Here is a 13,882-nt window from a genome sequence, read left to right as displayed (position 1 = left end):
ACGGTCGCCCACTGTAACAAAGTATGACGATTTGGCTCGGCGGGATTTCGCCACGGGGAGGCGCGAATGATTCGTTTCTCCTCGTGAGCGCTGTGGAAAGCATTCCGGCAGCGATTTTCAATAAATTGTCATTAACGTGTTGGTGTTCCTATGGTTGTCGTTATGCACAACCATTCAGATCACGCTCATCATGATCATGCTCATGGCGCACGTGTTGACGCGCCGACGAAAGCGATCGGCGCTGCACTTGCCGTTACCGCAACGGTCTTTGTTGCGGAGTTGGTCGGAGGTGTGATTTCGGGATCGGTCGCGCTGCTTGCGGATGCGATGCACATGTTGTCGGACGCGGCCGGGCTGATCATTGCGATGGCGGCGGTGCTCGTCGGTAAGCGTGCAGCCACGTCATACGCGACCTACGGCTACCGCCGTGTCGAGGTGCTCGCGGCGATGATTAATGCCGCGACAGTGCTGGCAGTCTCCGTCTGGATTGCAATCGAGGCCTTGCGCAGGCTGCGGGATCCAGCCCCGATTGATACGGGTCCGATGATGATCATCGCCGCGATCGGCCTTGCGGCGAACGCGTTGTCGGCGTGGATTTTGTACTCCCAGCAAAAGGAGTCGATCAACGTACGCGGTGCATACCTCCACGTGTTGGTGGATATGTTCGGGTCTATCGCCGTGCTGGGGGCCGGCGCAATTGTCGCGTTGACCGGCTTTACTGCGGCTGACCCCATTGCGTCGTTGCTGATCGCGGGCCTGATTGTTCCTCGTGCGTGGAAACTCATGGCGGAGTCGGTGGGTGTGATGCTGGAGCGTGTGCCCGAAGGGTTTGACGCCGAGGAAGTCGAGGCTGAGTTACGTGCACTGCCTGGGGTGAGGGATTTGCATGACCTGCACTTGTGGTCGCTTGACGGGGTGTCGGTGATTGCAACGGTTCACATTGTGGCGGCGGAAGGAGAAGACCGCGATCAGTTGCTGGATCGGGTTCAGGCGGAGTTGCACCGGCTGGGTGTGGAGCATGCGACAGTGCAAATTGAGCTGCCAGAGCACATCGAGCACGAGACGGTGTGCTGATTCTGTCCTACGCTAAGGCATATGGGCTTTACTACGCCGAGCTATTCGCTCAAGGATCTATTTTCCCGCGCTGAGCGCGGCGAGCTGCAGCTGCCTGGTTTTCAGCGCTCATACCTGTGGGACGTGGATCGGGTGCGCACGTTGGTCACCTCCGTGCTGCGTGGCTACCCGGTCGGTTCTTTCCTCGCGCTCGATACTCGCAACGCGGAGCAGCGTTTTAAACCACGCCCGCTTGAGGGGGTGAATGTTGCTGGAGTGGAACCGGGCCTGTTGCTTCTCGACGGCCAACAGCGCCTCACGTCGCTCTTTCACGCATTTAAGGGTGATGGGGAGGTGAGCACGGTGGACTATCTTGGGCGACCGATTTCCCGGAAGTTCATGGTGGACGTACGAGCGGCGGTGGCACACACGCCGATGCCGGTGGAAGCCGTGTTTGCTGTCGATGGGGAAGGGAATGTCCGATCCCACTTTGGGCCGGACATTCCAGGTGGCATCCGAAATCGCGATGACATGATCGAGCACGCTGTGATGCCGGTTTCGATGTTGCTCTGGAAAGAGGGCAACGATCTCCTCGTCGATATGGCGGCACATGCACAACACGACGAGGTGCGTACTGCCGTGAAGCGATTTATCAATGCGGTGATGCGTGAGCTGCCTGCGTACGACATTCCAATGATCCGCCTGGACCGCGATACTGCACAAGAGGGAGTGGGGCAGATCTTTGCGTTTGCTAACTCGGCAGGTGTGCAGATGGATGTGTTCGAGCTCCTTACCGCGACATATGCAACCCAAGACCCGACGTTCGACTTGGCTAGCCACTGGGAAGAACTCGCAGCCCAGTTTGATTGCTATGACGTGCTCAAGGGCATCGGCCGTGTGGAATTCCTGCGTGCACTGTCACTGTTGCTGACCAGTCGGCAGGGGCCTGCTTTGGGCCACCGTGGTGACATCCTCAACATCACGATCGAGGATTACCGTGCACACGCCGATGAGATGGCCCGCGGGTTCGTTGCGGTCGCCCAGTTCCTGCAAGAGCGACGTATCGTCGCTGCGGATCAAGTCCCTTACCCTGCGCAACTCATCCCGCTCGCGGTTATGCTTGCGCGCCTGGCCGAACGTCCCGAACTTGCAGGAAAGAAGGAAGTCGGCGACAGGCTCAACCGTTGGTTCTGGTGCGGCGTGTTCGGTGAGCTTTATGCCGCGCACGCGCCGACAATCCGCATCGGCGTAGACGTCTCTGAAGTCATCCCGTGGGTCTGTGGAGAGACCGACATCGAGCCACGTACGGTCGCCGATGCACGTTTCCATGAATCCCGTCTCTATACCGCAACCGCGGACAGTGGGATCTACCGTGGGCTGTATTCGTTACTGATGGCACGCGGCGCGCGTGACTGGCGCACTGGAGAGCACTTCGACAAATCCACAGTGGCCGAACTGAAACCTCGCTTCGGCCAGATCTTCCCGTGGGAGTACCTACGCGAATTCGGTGTCGACGAGCAGCTGGCCGACAGCGTGCTCAACCGCACGCCGATGGGCCGTCGCACCGAGGTCGTCATTGAGCAAAACGAGCCGAAACGCTACCTGCCCAGGCTGCAGTCCAAGTCGCTGCTTGACGACGATGACTTTGACGCCCTGCTCGAAAGCCACGAAGTCGACCCAGAAGCACTGCTGACATCTAACTGGGAGCGATTTATCGCTGACCGTCGTGAACGGTTCATCGGCATGATTGAATACGCGATGGACCGCAACGTTCTCAGCGACGAAGGATTGTGCGACGACGCAGAATAGGAACAGCACAGGGGAGAGACACGAAGGAGGACCGGTGAAGCATTCCGGGTACGCATCGCTTGCCGTGCTATCGGCGGGCGTACTGCTCGCCGCATGCACTCCGGATGTCCAACTTGGCCCTTACGATCGCGCCCGTAGCGTCAACGTCGCAGGGCATGTCTCCAAAACGTTTGAGCCTCACCCGGTGGTGCTCGACGACCCACTTGGCATGGAAACCGCGAAGTTGTTCTTCCCGCGCTCCGAAACGCTCGTGCTTTCCGACGACACCCCGGAGGCGCAACTTCGCGCAGCCTCCATCGCAGTGACCGCACATGCCCCGATGATGGTCTACGACGGAGCACGCCACGCCGAATACGTCTCCATGATCGCCGACATGCACACGGTGACCGTCTTAACTGTCGGTGATGTCGCTATGGCTCCCGCATCTGGTGCAGTACGTATCCGACGCGACCCCGGTGGGATGCGCGCGCTCGGCGAGATGACTTCGCTGCGCTTCGTTGAACGCACTATCGATGACCCTGCTGACAGTGCCCGCGCAGTCGCCGAACTCAACGGTAGCGATCCCACTTGGCTACGTGCTACCTGGGCAGATCCCGTGGCTAAACCCGGCGCCCAAGCGCAACCGTTTCCCGTCCAATCGCGCCGGGATGCGCATATGTCGCCGAAGGTGGTGGCCACGTGGCAGTCGTCGATACCCGCGATTGCGAATGCGAGGAGTTACGGTGCCGCGGTGGAGATCGTGCCGCTGCCGGATCCGCGGAAAGCGGAAGCGACGTTGTTCGCCATGGCGGGGCTTTCTGATAAGTCGCTTATTGCGCTGGGGGCGCAATTCGGCTCGAGTGAGGAGTTGGCGTTTCGTATCCGTCAGTCGGAGCGGAATCGTTAAACCCAAGCGCTAAGGAGTGCTAATGTGGGCGCCAGAATCTACACAGTGAGAAAGGTGTCCCAGAATATGAAAATCGCGGTGATTGCTGGCGACGGTATCGGCCAAGAAGTTATGGCGGAGGGGCTCAAGGTCCTCAATGCTGTGCGCGATGACGTCGAGACCACCGAATATGACCTCGGAGCGCGCCGCTACCTGCGCAACGGCGAGCTGCTGACGGACGAGGACTTGGAAAGCCTCGCCGAACACGATGCGATTCTGCTCGGCGCGATCGGCGACCCGGCGCGCGTGCCTGCGGGTGTGCTCGAGCGCGGCCTGCTGCTGCCGCTGCGTTTCAAGTTGGACCATTACGTTAATCTGCGGCCGTCGAAGCTCTACCCATCGTCGACGAGCCCGCTCGCAAACCCTGGTGAGATCGACTTTGTTGTGGTCCGTGAAGGTACCGAGGGGCTCTATGCTGGTAACGGCGGTACCTTGCGTCGGGGCACCCCGCACGAAGTTGCTTCCGAGGTTTCTCAGAACACGTATTTCGGCGCTGAGCGTGTTGCTCGGTACGCGTTTGAGTTGGCAATGACGCGCCGCAAGAAGGTCACGCTCGTGCACAAGACCAACGTGCTGGTCAACGCAGGTGGCTTGTGGCAGCGCGTGGTCGACGAGTTGTCGCAGGAGTTCCCGGAGGTCGAGGTGGACTACAACCACATCGATGCTGCAACGATTTACATGGTGCAGGACCCGTCGCGCTACGACGTGATTGTCACCGACAACCTTTTCGGCGACATCCTGACTGACCTGGCAGGTGCGGTTGCGGGCGGTGTGGGGCTGGCGTGCTCCGGCAACATCAATGCTGCTCGTGAGTTCCCATCCATGTTCGAACCGGTGCACGGCTCTGCACCGGATATCGCGGGCCAGGGGATTGCTGATCCCACGGCAATGATTCTGTCTGTGGCGATGATGCTGCGCTTCCTTGGCGACGACACCAACGCCGCCCGCATCGAAGAAGCAGTCGAGCGCGACGTGACCCAACGTGGAGACACGCCGGTGCGTACCACCGAGGTAGGTGAGCGCATCGTCGACGCCCTCGCGTAGGGTCGAGCGCATGGTTTCTTCCCGGAAGATCACACGTGCGTCCCTTGCCATTTTCTGTGCTTCTGCGCTTGCCCTGACTGGCTGCGGCGCAGGCGACGGAGGACTCGGTGGGGGCTCTCAGTCCGATGCTGGCGCCAAGAACGCCCTTGCCACCGATGGTGACGAGGTGGTTCAGGACGCCGACGGCACGGGTGTGGAAGTCTCGCAGCGCTTCTTCGAGTCGTCGGACACGGTGGTGGTCTCCGCGAAGGATCGCGATCAGCAGCTTCGGGCTGCCGCGATTGCAGTGGAACTAGGTGCGCCGCTTCTGGTGCGCCTCGATGGCACCGACGCCGCGATTGATGCTGAGGTTGAACGCCTTGGCGCGTCCCGGGTAATTGAGGTTCCGGGCGATGACGACGCGGTAGCAGCGACTGTACCGGTCGTAGCCGAGCGTGCCGAAGAAGATGTGGCGGCGATTGCGGCACTCGAGGCAAAGAACCCGCGTGGCTTGCAGATGCCGCCAGTGTTTGCCACGGCGGTCTCCTCGCGTGCGTCGGTGGCCACAGCTCGCGCAGCAGGTGCGGATGTGCAGGTGTTGGCGGCTGCGGACCCGCGGGCGTCGTCGCAAAGCATGCGCGATGTTATGGAACAGGACGTGCTCGCGCTTGGCCGCCAGTGGGGCTCGAACGAGAACTTCCGTGCGCGTGCAGCACTCGCCGCCAATGGTGAACTGCCTGGTGGCGGCGGACTGGTGTTCCCAGGCCGGCGCATGATTGCGCTCTACGGCCATCCGTACGGCCCAGAGCTCGGAGTGATGGGGGAGCAGGACCCTGCCGCAGCAGTTGAACTGGCGAAGCAATACGCCTCCTGGTACGAGCCGCTGGAGGATCAGCCAATCATTCCTGCCTTCGAGGTCATTGCGTCGGTGGCATCGGAATTCCCGGGCGATGACGGTAACTACTCCAACGAGACGCCGATGGAAGATATCGCCCCGTATGTGGATGCCATCGTGGACGCAGGTGGTTACGCCGTAATCGACCTGCAGCCGGGCCAAGGCAACTTCTTGGAGCAGGCGAAGATCTACGAGGAGCTGCTCAAGCAGCCGAACGTTGGCTTGGCACTTGATGCGGAATGGAAGCTAAACCCTGGTGAGCAGCCGCTTTCGCGTATCGGTAGCGCAACCGCAGCCGAAATCAATGAGGTCGCCGACTGGCTTGCAGCGCTTGTCCGCGACAACAACCTGCCACAGAAGGCATTGATTCTGCACCAGTTCCAGGTTGGAATGTACCCGGACCGCGAAAGCATTGTCACCGGGCAGCCGGAACTGGCATGGATCCTTCACGCGGACGGTCATGGGCTGCCGGAGCAGAAGTTCGACACGTGGAACATCCTGCGTCAGGGGTTGGACCCGAATTACTTCATGGCGTGGAAGAACTTTATCGACGAGGATTCTCCCATGTTTACTCCGGAGCAGACCTATGCCGACGTGAATCCTCGCCCGTGGTTTGTGAGCTACCAGTAGTTTTCCAAAAATTCGCCGTGTGGGGGTCGTGCTCACGCTAGGCTTCGGGCATGAGCGTGGAATTGGACGAGGTCTACGGCTTCCTGGCCCAGCACGAGCCGTTTTCAAGCCTCCCTGAAGAGAAGATCCGGGCCCTGCCCGCACAGATGGGGATCACCTATGTGCGCCGCGGTCAAGTCGTTGTGGATCTCGGCCAGCCCAACGACACGCTGTACATCATTCGCTCGGGTGCGATTGACATCGTCAGCGATGACAACTTGCTGCTGGACCGTCGCGATACAGGCCTGAACTTCGGCTACTCCACGCTGGTAGGTCCGCGTGAATCGCAGTATGTGATGGAAGCGGTGGAAGACAGCGTGTTGCTCATGCTGCCGCGCGAGGTGTTCACAGGCCTGCTCGATGCGCATCCTGAGCTGCACAGGTTCTTTGAATCGGCGTCTCGTCGTCTCAAAGTGGCAGCGGAAGAGGTGCGTGATGGGGGGACGGCGAGTGTGCTGCGTACGCCCATTGCGCATATTGTCGACGGCCGCCCCGCTGTCACCTGTGACGCAACTGCATCAATCGCGCACGCTGCCGGTGTGATGAACGAGCACGATGCGAGTTGCCTCGTCGTCGTCGGAGGTGAGCAGATCGGCATCCTCACAGACAAGGACATGCGTTCTCGCGTTGTCGCAGCGCAAGTGGACCCGTCACGGCCTATTGCACATGTGATGTCCTCACCAGTGCGCACCATCCCGGAAACAGCGTTGGTGTTCGAGGCGATGCTCGCGATGAGCGAGTTGGGGATCCACCACCTGCCGGTTGAAGGCGCCGGAGGTGTGTGCGGTGTGCTGACCTCATTCGACATCATGCGCCTGCTGCAAGCAGACCCGATCTACTTGGCAGCAGATGTGCAGCAGAGTACGTACGAGGAGCTCGAGGGAGCCTACGATGCCGCGGCAAACGTGGCTGTGCGGTTCTTTGAGCGAGGCGCGTCCGCTGCTGAGACACAGCGCCTGCTGACATCGATTGCGGATTCCATCGCTCGCCGTCTAGGCGAGCTAGCGGAGGAGCAGCTGGGGCCAGCACCGGTGCCGTACGCCTTTGTCGCGGTAGGCAGTCAGGCTCGCGCGGAGATGGGGCCAGCCTCCGACCAAGACAACGCGTTGGTCCTCGCGGACAGTTACGACGAAGAAACCCATGGGGAGTACTTCACCGCGCTGACACAGTTTGTCTGCGAGGGTCTCGCGCATGCAGGTCAGGCGTTATGCCCGGGGGAGATGATGGCGTCGAACCCAAAGTGGCGCATGACGCAGTCACAGTGGTCGCGCATGTTCCACACTTGGGTCACTGCACCTGATCCGAATGCGTTGCTGCACGCGCAGGTGTTTTTCGATTTCCGCGCGATCTTCGGGTCAGGCGAGGGGTGGCGCTCGCTGGCTGATGAGGTGCATGAGGCGGCGTTGTCGTCGGCGCGCGGGTCGCGCCGTCTACATACACACTTGGCAGCTCTGGCTACGTTCCGAGAGCCTCCAGTGGGCTTTTTCCGTGGCTTCGTGCTTGAGCGCGACGGCGAGTATGCGAACACGCTAGACATCAAACGCGGTGGTACTGCCGCTGTGGTGCAGATGGCTCGGTTGTACTCCATCGTGGCCGGTGTCAGTGCGGTGGATACGCCTACACGCCTGCGTGCCTCTGCCGGCGAGGCGGTATCGACGAAGGGAGCGTCGGATCTGGCAGACGCTTACGAGTACCTTTCGGACCTTGTCATGAAACACCAGTCGCAGCAGGTGCGCGCCGGGGAGGAGCCGAACTACCGCATTGATCCGAAGCAGTTGCAATCCCTGGATCGGGCCGCGTTGCGCGATGCGTTCGGTGTGATCAAGTCGCTGCAGAACGCGCTGGCGTCGAAGTACCCGACGCGGGCGGTGTGAGATGTTCTTTCGACCGAAAGCGCGGGTGCTTAACGACGACGCCCTGCTGGCCGTCGACGTCGAAACCACTGGACTCAAGCCGGAGAAGCATGAGATGGTCTCCATCGGCTGGGTTCCCGTCGACGGGCGTGTGATCGATTTATCACAGGCACAGTACTTCGTTCTCGCAGGCGCCCAAGTTGGCGATACGGTCACGCTTCACGGGGTGACTGACGACGATATTGCGAACAAAGGCGTCGCCGCTGCCGAAGTACTCGACGCGTTTGATCGTGCCCTTGAAGGACGCAAGTTGTTGGCCCACTTTGCGCAGATGGAGCTAGGTTTCGTCGCAAAGCTGCAAAAAGATGTCAAGGGCAAGCGATGGGGCCTGCGCGAGAGCGAGGTAGTGGATACCTTCGCGATGGAGCGGCGACACATGGAGCGCATGGGTACGTATCCGCGCGGCGAGGACCTCAGGCTTGCGCGCGTGCGACAGCGCTACAATTTGCCCGACTACGCGAACCACAACGCGCTTACCGACGCGATCGCGTGCGCGGAGTTGTACCTGGCGCTGAGCGCGCAGTAGACGTCAGTGAATCCCAAATGCGCCACAATGACAGTGGGGTTGTATGCTCGATCACATGCGTTTTGGACGAATTGCAACACCTGAAGGAATGACGTTCGCCGTTATCGACGATGCGGGAACGACCGCAAAGGCGATCAAGGGCACGCCGTTTAGTGCGCCGGAGTACACCGGCAAAGAATACGACCTTGACCAGGTGAGGTTGCTTGCACCGACGCTACCGTCGAAGATCGTCGCTGTGGGACGCAACTACGCGGACCACGTAGCTGAGGTGTTCAAGCAATCCGCCGAGCACCTGCCGCCGACAATCTTTATCAAGCCGTCGACCGCCGTGATTGGCCCTGGTGCCGCTATTAAGATCCCGGAGTTCGCCACAGGCGTCGAGTTTGAGGGCGAGCTGGCGCTCGTCGTTGGCGTTCCATGCAAAAACGTCAAGGCTGAGGACTGGAAGTCTGTGATCCGTGGCGTGACCATCATCAACGATGTCTCCTCGCGTGACCTCCAGTTCGCGGACGGTCAGTGGGCGCGCGCCAAGGGCATGGACACCTTCGGTCCGCTCGGTCCTTGGATTGAGACGGACCTGGATAAGTTCGACTTTGCCAACCTGCCGATCAAGGCGCACCACACCCACGACGGTAAAACGGAGACCAAGCAGGACTCCAACTCGAACCAGATGATCAAGTCGGTTGGAGAGATGGTGGAGTGGGTCTCCCAGTCCTTTACTCTGCTGCCGGGCGATGTCATTGCAACCGGTTCGCCGGCGGGTACCGCAGAGATGGTTCCGGGCGACTACATCGAGGTTGAGATCCCAGGTATCGGCAAACTGGGCAACCCCGTCGAGCGCGCCTAGAACGCAGGCTCGCTTTTGGGCCGTGTTTACAGGCCCAGCGCGCGCATGATCGTGCGCAGTTTGGCTGAAGTCTCGTCGAGTTCGGCCTGTGGGTCGGAGTCTGCGGTGAGCCCGCCACCGGCCCAGGCGCGGGCGTGTGTGCCGTCGCCGTTGACCTCCGCACAACGGATGGCAACCATGTATTCGCCATCACCTGCGGCATCGGTATATCCGACCGCGCCGGCGTAGAAACCGCGATCCGATTCGGCGGTGGTAATCAGGGCTTCTGCGGCGGCGGGTGGGGTGCCGCACACAGCAGGGGTGGGGTAGAGACGCATTGCCAGATCCAGCGCTGTTGGTGCCGGTTCCTTCAACGTGCCGCTAATCGGTGTGGCAAGGTGCCACATCTCGCTGGTCTTTTCTAGGATTGGGCGCTCTGAAATCTGCAGGTCAGAGCAAAGTGGCTCGAGGACCTCGCGGATGTGCTCGACAACGAAGCGGTGTTCGTCGAAATCCTTTTGCGACGACGCCAGTGCCTCCGCTGCGGCGCGGTCCGCCGCCGGATCGTGCGGTACACGTGTTGCCGAACCTGCAAGGGGATAGGAGGTCACCTTGTTGCCACGGCGGCGCACCAGGACTTCGGGGGAGGAGCCGACTAGGAAATGTCCCGTGCGGCCAGATGGGGTGAGGTCCGCGATGAAACCGTCGTGCGTGTAGGACAGATCGATCAGCCTGGCCGCGACGAGGCGCGGATCAACCGGTGGGTCGAAGGCGATGTCTACCGCACGGGCAAGCACAACCTTGTCCAACAGGGAGTTGCGGATAGTACCCACTGCGGCCTCAACGCGTCGAAGATGTTCCTCGGGGGAAGGGTCGACGTCGATAAGCGTTGCGTGAAGGCGAGAACCTGCGCCAATCCGGTAATACGGGTGCGGCTCTAGCGGGCCTGGCTCCCGAATGATGTGCTCTGGCACAGTGAGCGCCGCTGGGCAGTCCTGGTCAAAGGGGAGCGCACCTACAACCATTTCCACCTCGCTGCGCTCTAGCGCATTGTTTGCTTCCCAGGCGTCGCTGAACGTGCGGGTGGCGCCTTGAGTGCGGACCGATCCTTCTGCGCGCGAAAGGAGAAAATCGGGCGCAGTGTCGGGGCGGCCGGATGGAGGGCCGGCAAGCGGGTTGACGGACATGGGCAAACACTCTAACCGGCGGCGTGCAAAAAGGTGCGGTCGGATCAGTTGCTTCGGATATACCCCAGATTTATTGTTGCCTGTGTGAAAGATGGTAACAATGTGACAGTTGGTGCGAAACGGGTCGGGCGGATCCGTAAAGCACTGGCAGGAAGCGTGGCAACCCTCATGATCGCCGCTGGGGCGGTCACTCCTGTCCCTGCACAGGCGCAAGACTTGTCTTCGCAGGCGAATCAGGCAGTTACAAACGCGGTCAACCAGGCAAATGCTGAGTGGAACAAGTTTGTCCAGATGGCCAACGACTCCCTGCCACAAGGCTCATCGTTGCCGATCAACCCAGTTCCCGCCCCGCAAATTCCCGCGCCGAATCTCCCCGGTGCGTGGGCGCCCCAAGCGCCGGCGCCGGTGGCAAACGGGGCCAACGGCGAGGTCCGAGTAGCGGGACGAAGCTACCTCGTCTGGGTGCCGCGAGGGTACAACCCTGCACGTCCCACCCCGGTGATGGTGGGGTACTCCGCATATCAGGATTCCACGGAGAATTTTCGTAACTATTCACGCCTGCGTGAATCATCTGTCGGCCGCGACGCGATCATCGTTTACCCGCGCGCGATCGGAGCATCGTGGGAGGGATCCGCAACCGCAGCGACACGTCCAGGCCAAGACATCGCCTTTGTCCGCGCAATGATCAACGACGTCCAGCGCTACTACAACATCGATCGACGCCGGATCTACGCCACCGGCATGTCCACCGGCGGCGGCATGGCCGCAGTCTCCGCCTGCCACATGGCGGACTTGTTTGCTGGCGTTGCTGGCGTGTCCGGCGCGTACTACGCCCCGGTGAACCGTGGCTGCCAGAACCTGCCGGTCGCGTTCATGGCCATTCACGGCACCAACGACACACTCACCCCGTACCACGGCACTACTCGACGAGGCCAGCAAGTGCTGCCGGTGCCGGAGCTGTTTAAATCCTACGAGCGCCGCAACGGGTGCTTCGGGGGAGTCGATTCGCGCCCGGCAGGCAACAATGCGACTTGGGTGTCGTCGCGAAACTGCCGCAAGGGCGTGGAAGTGATCAAGGTGCATGGCTCGAACCACTTCTGGTGGTACTCGCCGTCTGCAGCAGACGAAATGTGGCGCTTCCTCATGCGCAACCCGAAGTAACGCGATATGTTGCTGGATCCTGGGCGGTGAGCGCCGGGGGTGGTTGGGCGTCGACAAGCGCAATGCATATGGCGCGCTACGATTGCCCCATGACTGAAAACCCCAATATGCGCGTTCGCTTTTGCCCGTCGCCGACCGGAACCCCACACGTGGGCATGGTCCGCACCGCCCTGTTCAACTGGGCGCAAGCCAAGCACTCCGGAGGCAAGTTCGTGTTCCGTATCGAGGACACGGATGCCGCCCGTGACTCCGAGGAGAGCTACCAGGCGATTATTGAGTCGCTCGAGTGGCTCGGCCTTGGCTGGGATGAAGGTATCAACGTCGGTGGCCCGCACGAGCCGTACCGTCAGTCGCAGCGCTCTGACATCTACGCCGATGTGCTGAACAAGCTCATCGAGGCCGGCGAGGTCTACCCGGCGTACTCCACCAACGAAGAGGTCCAGGAGCGTCACAAGGCCGCAGGCCGCGACCCGCAGCTGGGCTACGACAACTTTGACCGTGACCTCACCCAGGAACAGATTGACGCCTTTGAGGCCGAAGGCCGCAAGCCGGTCTGGCGCCTTCGCATGCCGGACCAGGATTGGACCTGGAACGACCTTGTGCGCGGTGAGGTCACCTTCAAGTCCGAAACCCAGCCAGACTACGTTGTCGCCCGCTCCAACGGCGCGCCGCTGTACACGCTGGTCAACCCTGTCGACGACGCGCTCATGGGTATTACCCACGTCCTGCGCGGTGAGGACCTGCTGTCCTCCACGCCACGTCAGCTCGCGCTTTACGAGGCGCTGAAGCGTATCGGTATTACGGATTTCACCCCCGAGTTCGGCCACCTGCCGTTCGTGATGGGCCAGGGCAACAAGAAGCTTTCCAAGCGTGACCCGGAATCCAACCTGTTTAACCACCGCGACAACGGCATCATCCCAGAAGGCATGATCAACTACCTCGCGCTGCTGGGCTGGTCGCTTTCTGCGGATCAGGACATCTTCTCTGTCGACGAGTTTGTCAAGGTCTTCGACGTCTCGGACGTGCTGGGTAACCCGGCCCGCTTCGACCAGAAGAAGCTTGAAGCAATCAACGCCGACCACATTCGCCTGCTTGAGCCGGAAGACTTCCGAAACCGCCTGCGCGAGTACTTCACCGAGTACACCGACTTCCCAGCGGATTACTCGGAAGACAAGTTCACCATTGCGGCGGATCTCGTGCAGACCCGTATCAAGGTGCTCTCCGATGCGTACGACCTGCTGAAGTTCCTTGTCATCGCGGACGATGACTTGGTGCTGGACGAGAAGAGTGCAAAGAAGAACCTCAAAGACACCGCCGTCGAGCCTTTGGATGCCGGTATTGCAGCGCTTGAGGCGATCGGTGAGGGGGAGTGGACCACCGAGAACATCGAAGCAGCGCTGAACAAGGCGCTGATCGAGGACCTCGAGCTCAAGCCGCGTGTCGCATTCGGTGCCCTGCGCGTGGGCACCACTGGTGCCGCGGTGTCCCCGCCGCTGTTCGAGTCCATGGACCTGCTTGGCCGTGAGTCCACGCTGAAGCGTCTCAAGGCTGCCCGCGCCGTTACGCCGTACCAGGCTGCAGAGTAGGAGCGCTACGGAGTAGGAACTACAACGCTGTTGTTTTCGTACGTTTAGGCCACCGCGTTTCTATGCGGTGGCCTGCGGATTTGGTACACATAGCGATTCATGGTTATAGTACTCCATGTTGTTCAGGCAGACAGCGCGGAACGGAAACGGAAAGCGCAGGTCAGGACTGAAAAACAATGGCCTATGGTGTAATTGGCAACACTACGGTTTCTGGTACCGTCATTCTAGGTTCGAGTCCTGGTAGGCCAGCTGCAGAGCAATTGCGTTCTGTGTCCTAATGCCCCGTTCGTCTAGCGGCCTAGGACGTCG

Annotated in this window: 11 protein-coding genes and 2 tRNA genes (1 of these 13 cut by a window edge); 12 read left to right on the top strand and 1 reads right to left on the bottom strand. The window is 60.8% G+C overall.

The features are described 5' to 3' along the window. Nucleotides 1-162: 162 nt before the first annotated feature. From HMPREF3145_RS09410 to HMPREF3145_RS09375, 8 genes are all read left to right on the top strand, one after another. On the top strand, nt 163-1,074 hold the full coding sequence (locus HMPREF3145_RS09410; protein ID WP_070423026.1) for a cation diffusion facilitator family transporter: 912 nt from the start codon (nt 163-165) through the stop codon (nt 1,072-1,074). A gap of 21 nt (nt 1,075-1,095) precedes the next feature. Further along, nucleotides 1,096-2,862 (top strand): DUF262 domain-containing protein, encoded by a 1,767-nt coding sequence (locus HMPREF3145_RS09405; RefSeq protein ID WP_070422973.1) that lies wholly within the window; start codon nt 1,096-1,098, stop codon nt 2,860-2,862. 34 nt (nt 2,863-2,896) lie between these two features. After that, a complete protein-coding gene (locus tag HMPREF3145_RS09400; protein ID WP_070422972.1) occupies nt 2,897-3,748 on the top strand; it encodes a hypothetical protein in 852 nt (283 codons plus the stop codon). A 66-nt stretch (nt 3,749-3,814) separates the two neighbouring features. Further along, a complete protein-coding gene (locus HMPREF3145_RS09395; RefSeq protein WP_070422971.1) occupies nt 3,815-4,831 on the top strand; it encodes a 3-isopropylmalate dehydrogenase in 1,017 nt (338 codons plus the stop codon). A 10-nt stretch (nt 4,832-4,841) separates the two neighbouring features. Further along, nucleotides 4,842-6,335 (top strand): cell wall-binding repeat 2 family protein, encoded by a 1,494-nt coding sequence (locus HMPREF3145_RS09390; RefSeq protein ID WP_070422970.1) that lies wholly within the window; start codon nt 4,842-4,844, stop codon nt 6,333-6,335. A gap of 50 nt (nt 6,336-6,385) precedes the next feature. Then, nucleotides 6,386-8,248: a DUF294 nucleotidyltransferase-like domain-containing protein gene (locus HMPREF3145_RS09385; protein ID WP_070422969.1), complete on the top strand. Its 1,863-nt coding sequence runs from the start codon at nt 6,386-6,388 to the stop codon at nt 8,246-8,248. A gap of 1 nt (nt 8,249) precedes the next feature. Next, nucleotides 8,250-8,813, top strand: a complete 564-nt coding sequence (locus tag HMPREF3145_RS09380) for an exonuclease domain-containing protein (RefSeq protein ID WP_070422968.1) — start codon at nt 8,250-8,252, stop codon at nt 8,811-8,813. A gap of 55 nt (nt 8,814-8,868) precedes the next feature. Next, nucleotides 8,869-9,660 carry a fumarylacetoacetate hydrolase family protein gene (locus tag HMPREF3145_RS09375; protein ID WP_083279509.1) on the top strand — a complete coding sequence of 264 codons (792 nt, stop codon included), beginning with the start codon at nt 8,869-8,871 and terminating at the stop codon, nt 9,658-9,660. Nucleotides 9,661-9,686: 26 nt separating this feature from the next. Here the strand turns inward: HMPREF3145_RS09375 and HMPREF3145_RS09370 are convergent, their stop codons facing one another. Further along, nucleotides 9,687-10,826 (bottom strand): isochorismate synthase, encoded by a 1,140-nt coding sequence (locus HMPREF3145_RS09370; RefSeq protein WP_070422966.1) that lies wholly within the window; start codon nt 10,824-10,826, stop codon nt 9,687-9,689. 156 nt (nt 10,827-10,982) lie between these two features. Here HMPREF3145_RS09370 and HMPREF3145_RS09365 point away from each other — a divergent pair, with 156 nt between their 5' ends. From HMPREF3145_RS09365 to HMPREF3145_RS09350, 4 genes are all read left to right on the top strand, one after another. Further along, complete coding sequence (locus HMPREF3145_RS09365; protein WP_141740859.1) at nt 10,983-11,987, top strand: CE1 family esterase; 1,005 nt, start codon at nt 10,983-10,985, stop codon at nt 11,985-11,987. An 89-nt stretch (nt 11,988-12,076) separates the two neighbouring features. Continuing rightward, nucleotides 12,077-13,573, top strand: a complete 1,497-nt coding sequence (gltX, locus tag HMPREF3145_RS09360) for a glutamate--tRNA ligase (protein ID WP_070422965.1) — start codon at nt 12,077-12,079, stop codon at nt 13,571-13,573. 177 nt (nt 13,574-13,750) lie between these two features. Beyond that, nucleotides 13,751-13,822: transfer RNA gene (locus HMPREF3145_RS09355), tRNA-Gln, on the top strand. Nucleotides 13,823-13,852: 30 nt separating this feature from the next. Further along, nucleotides 13,853-13,882 (top strand) — tRNA-OTHER (locus HMPREF3145_RS09350) (it continues 46 nt past the right edge of the window).

Origin of the sequence: Corynebacterium sp. HMSC05C01, from assembly GCF_001807155.1 — a bacterium.
GTDB classification, from domain to species: domain Bacteria; phylum Actinomycetota; class Actinomycetes; order Mycobacteriales; family Mycobacteriaceae; genus Corynebacterium; species Corynebacterium coyleae.
This window is presented reverse-complemented; position numbering and strand designations above follow the sequence as displayed.

Coding starts and splice junctions, on each gene's coding strand:
- HMPREF3145_RS09410 (WP_070423026.1), top strand. CDS start 163: ATGCACAACCATTCAGATCACGCTCATCATGATCATGCTCATGGCGCA.
- HMPREF3145_RS09405 (WP_070422973.1), top strand. CDS start 1,096: ATGGGCTTTACTACGCCGAGCTATTCGCTCAAGGATCTATTTTCCCGC.
- HMPREF3145_RS09395 (WP_070422971.1), top strand. CDS start 3,815: ATGAAAATCGCGGTGATTGCTGGCGACGGTATCGGCCAAGAAGTTATG.
- HMPREF3145_RS09390 (WP_070422970.1), top strand. CDS start 4,842: ATGGTTTCTTCCCGGAAGATCACACGTGCGTCCCTTGCCATTTTCTGT.
- HMPREF3145_RS09385 (WP_070422969.1), top strand. CDS start 6,386: ATGAGCGTGGAATTGGACGAGGTCTACGGCTTCCTGGCCCAGCACGAG.
- HMPREF3145_RS09380 (WP_070422968.1), top strand. CDS start 8,250: ATGTTCTTTCGACCGAAAGCGCGGGTGCTTAACGACGACGCCCTGCTG.
- HMPREF3145_RS09375 (WP_083279509.1), top strand. CDS start 8,869: ATGCGTTTTGGACGAATTGCAACACCTGAAGGAATGACGTTCGCCGTT.
- HMPREF3145_RS09370 (WP_070422966.1), bottom strand. CDS start 10,826: ATGTCCGTCAACCCGCTTGCCGGCCCTCCATCCGGCCGCCCCGACACT.
- gltX (WP_070422965.1), top strand. CDS start 12,077: ATGACTGAAAACCCCAATATGCGCGTTCGCTTTTGCCCGTCGCCGACC.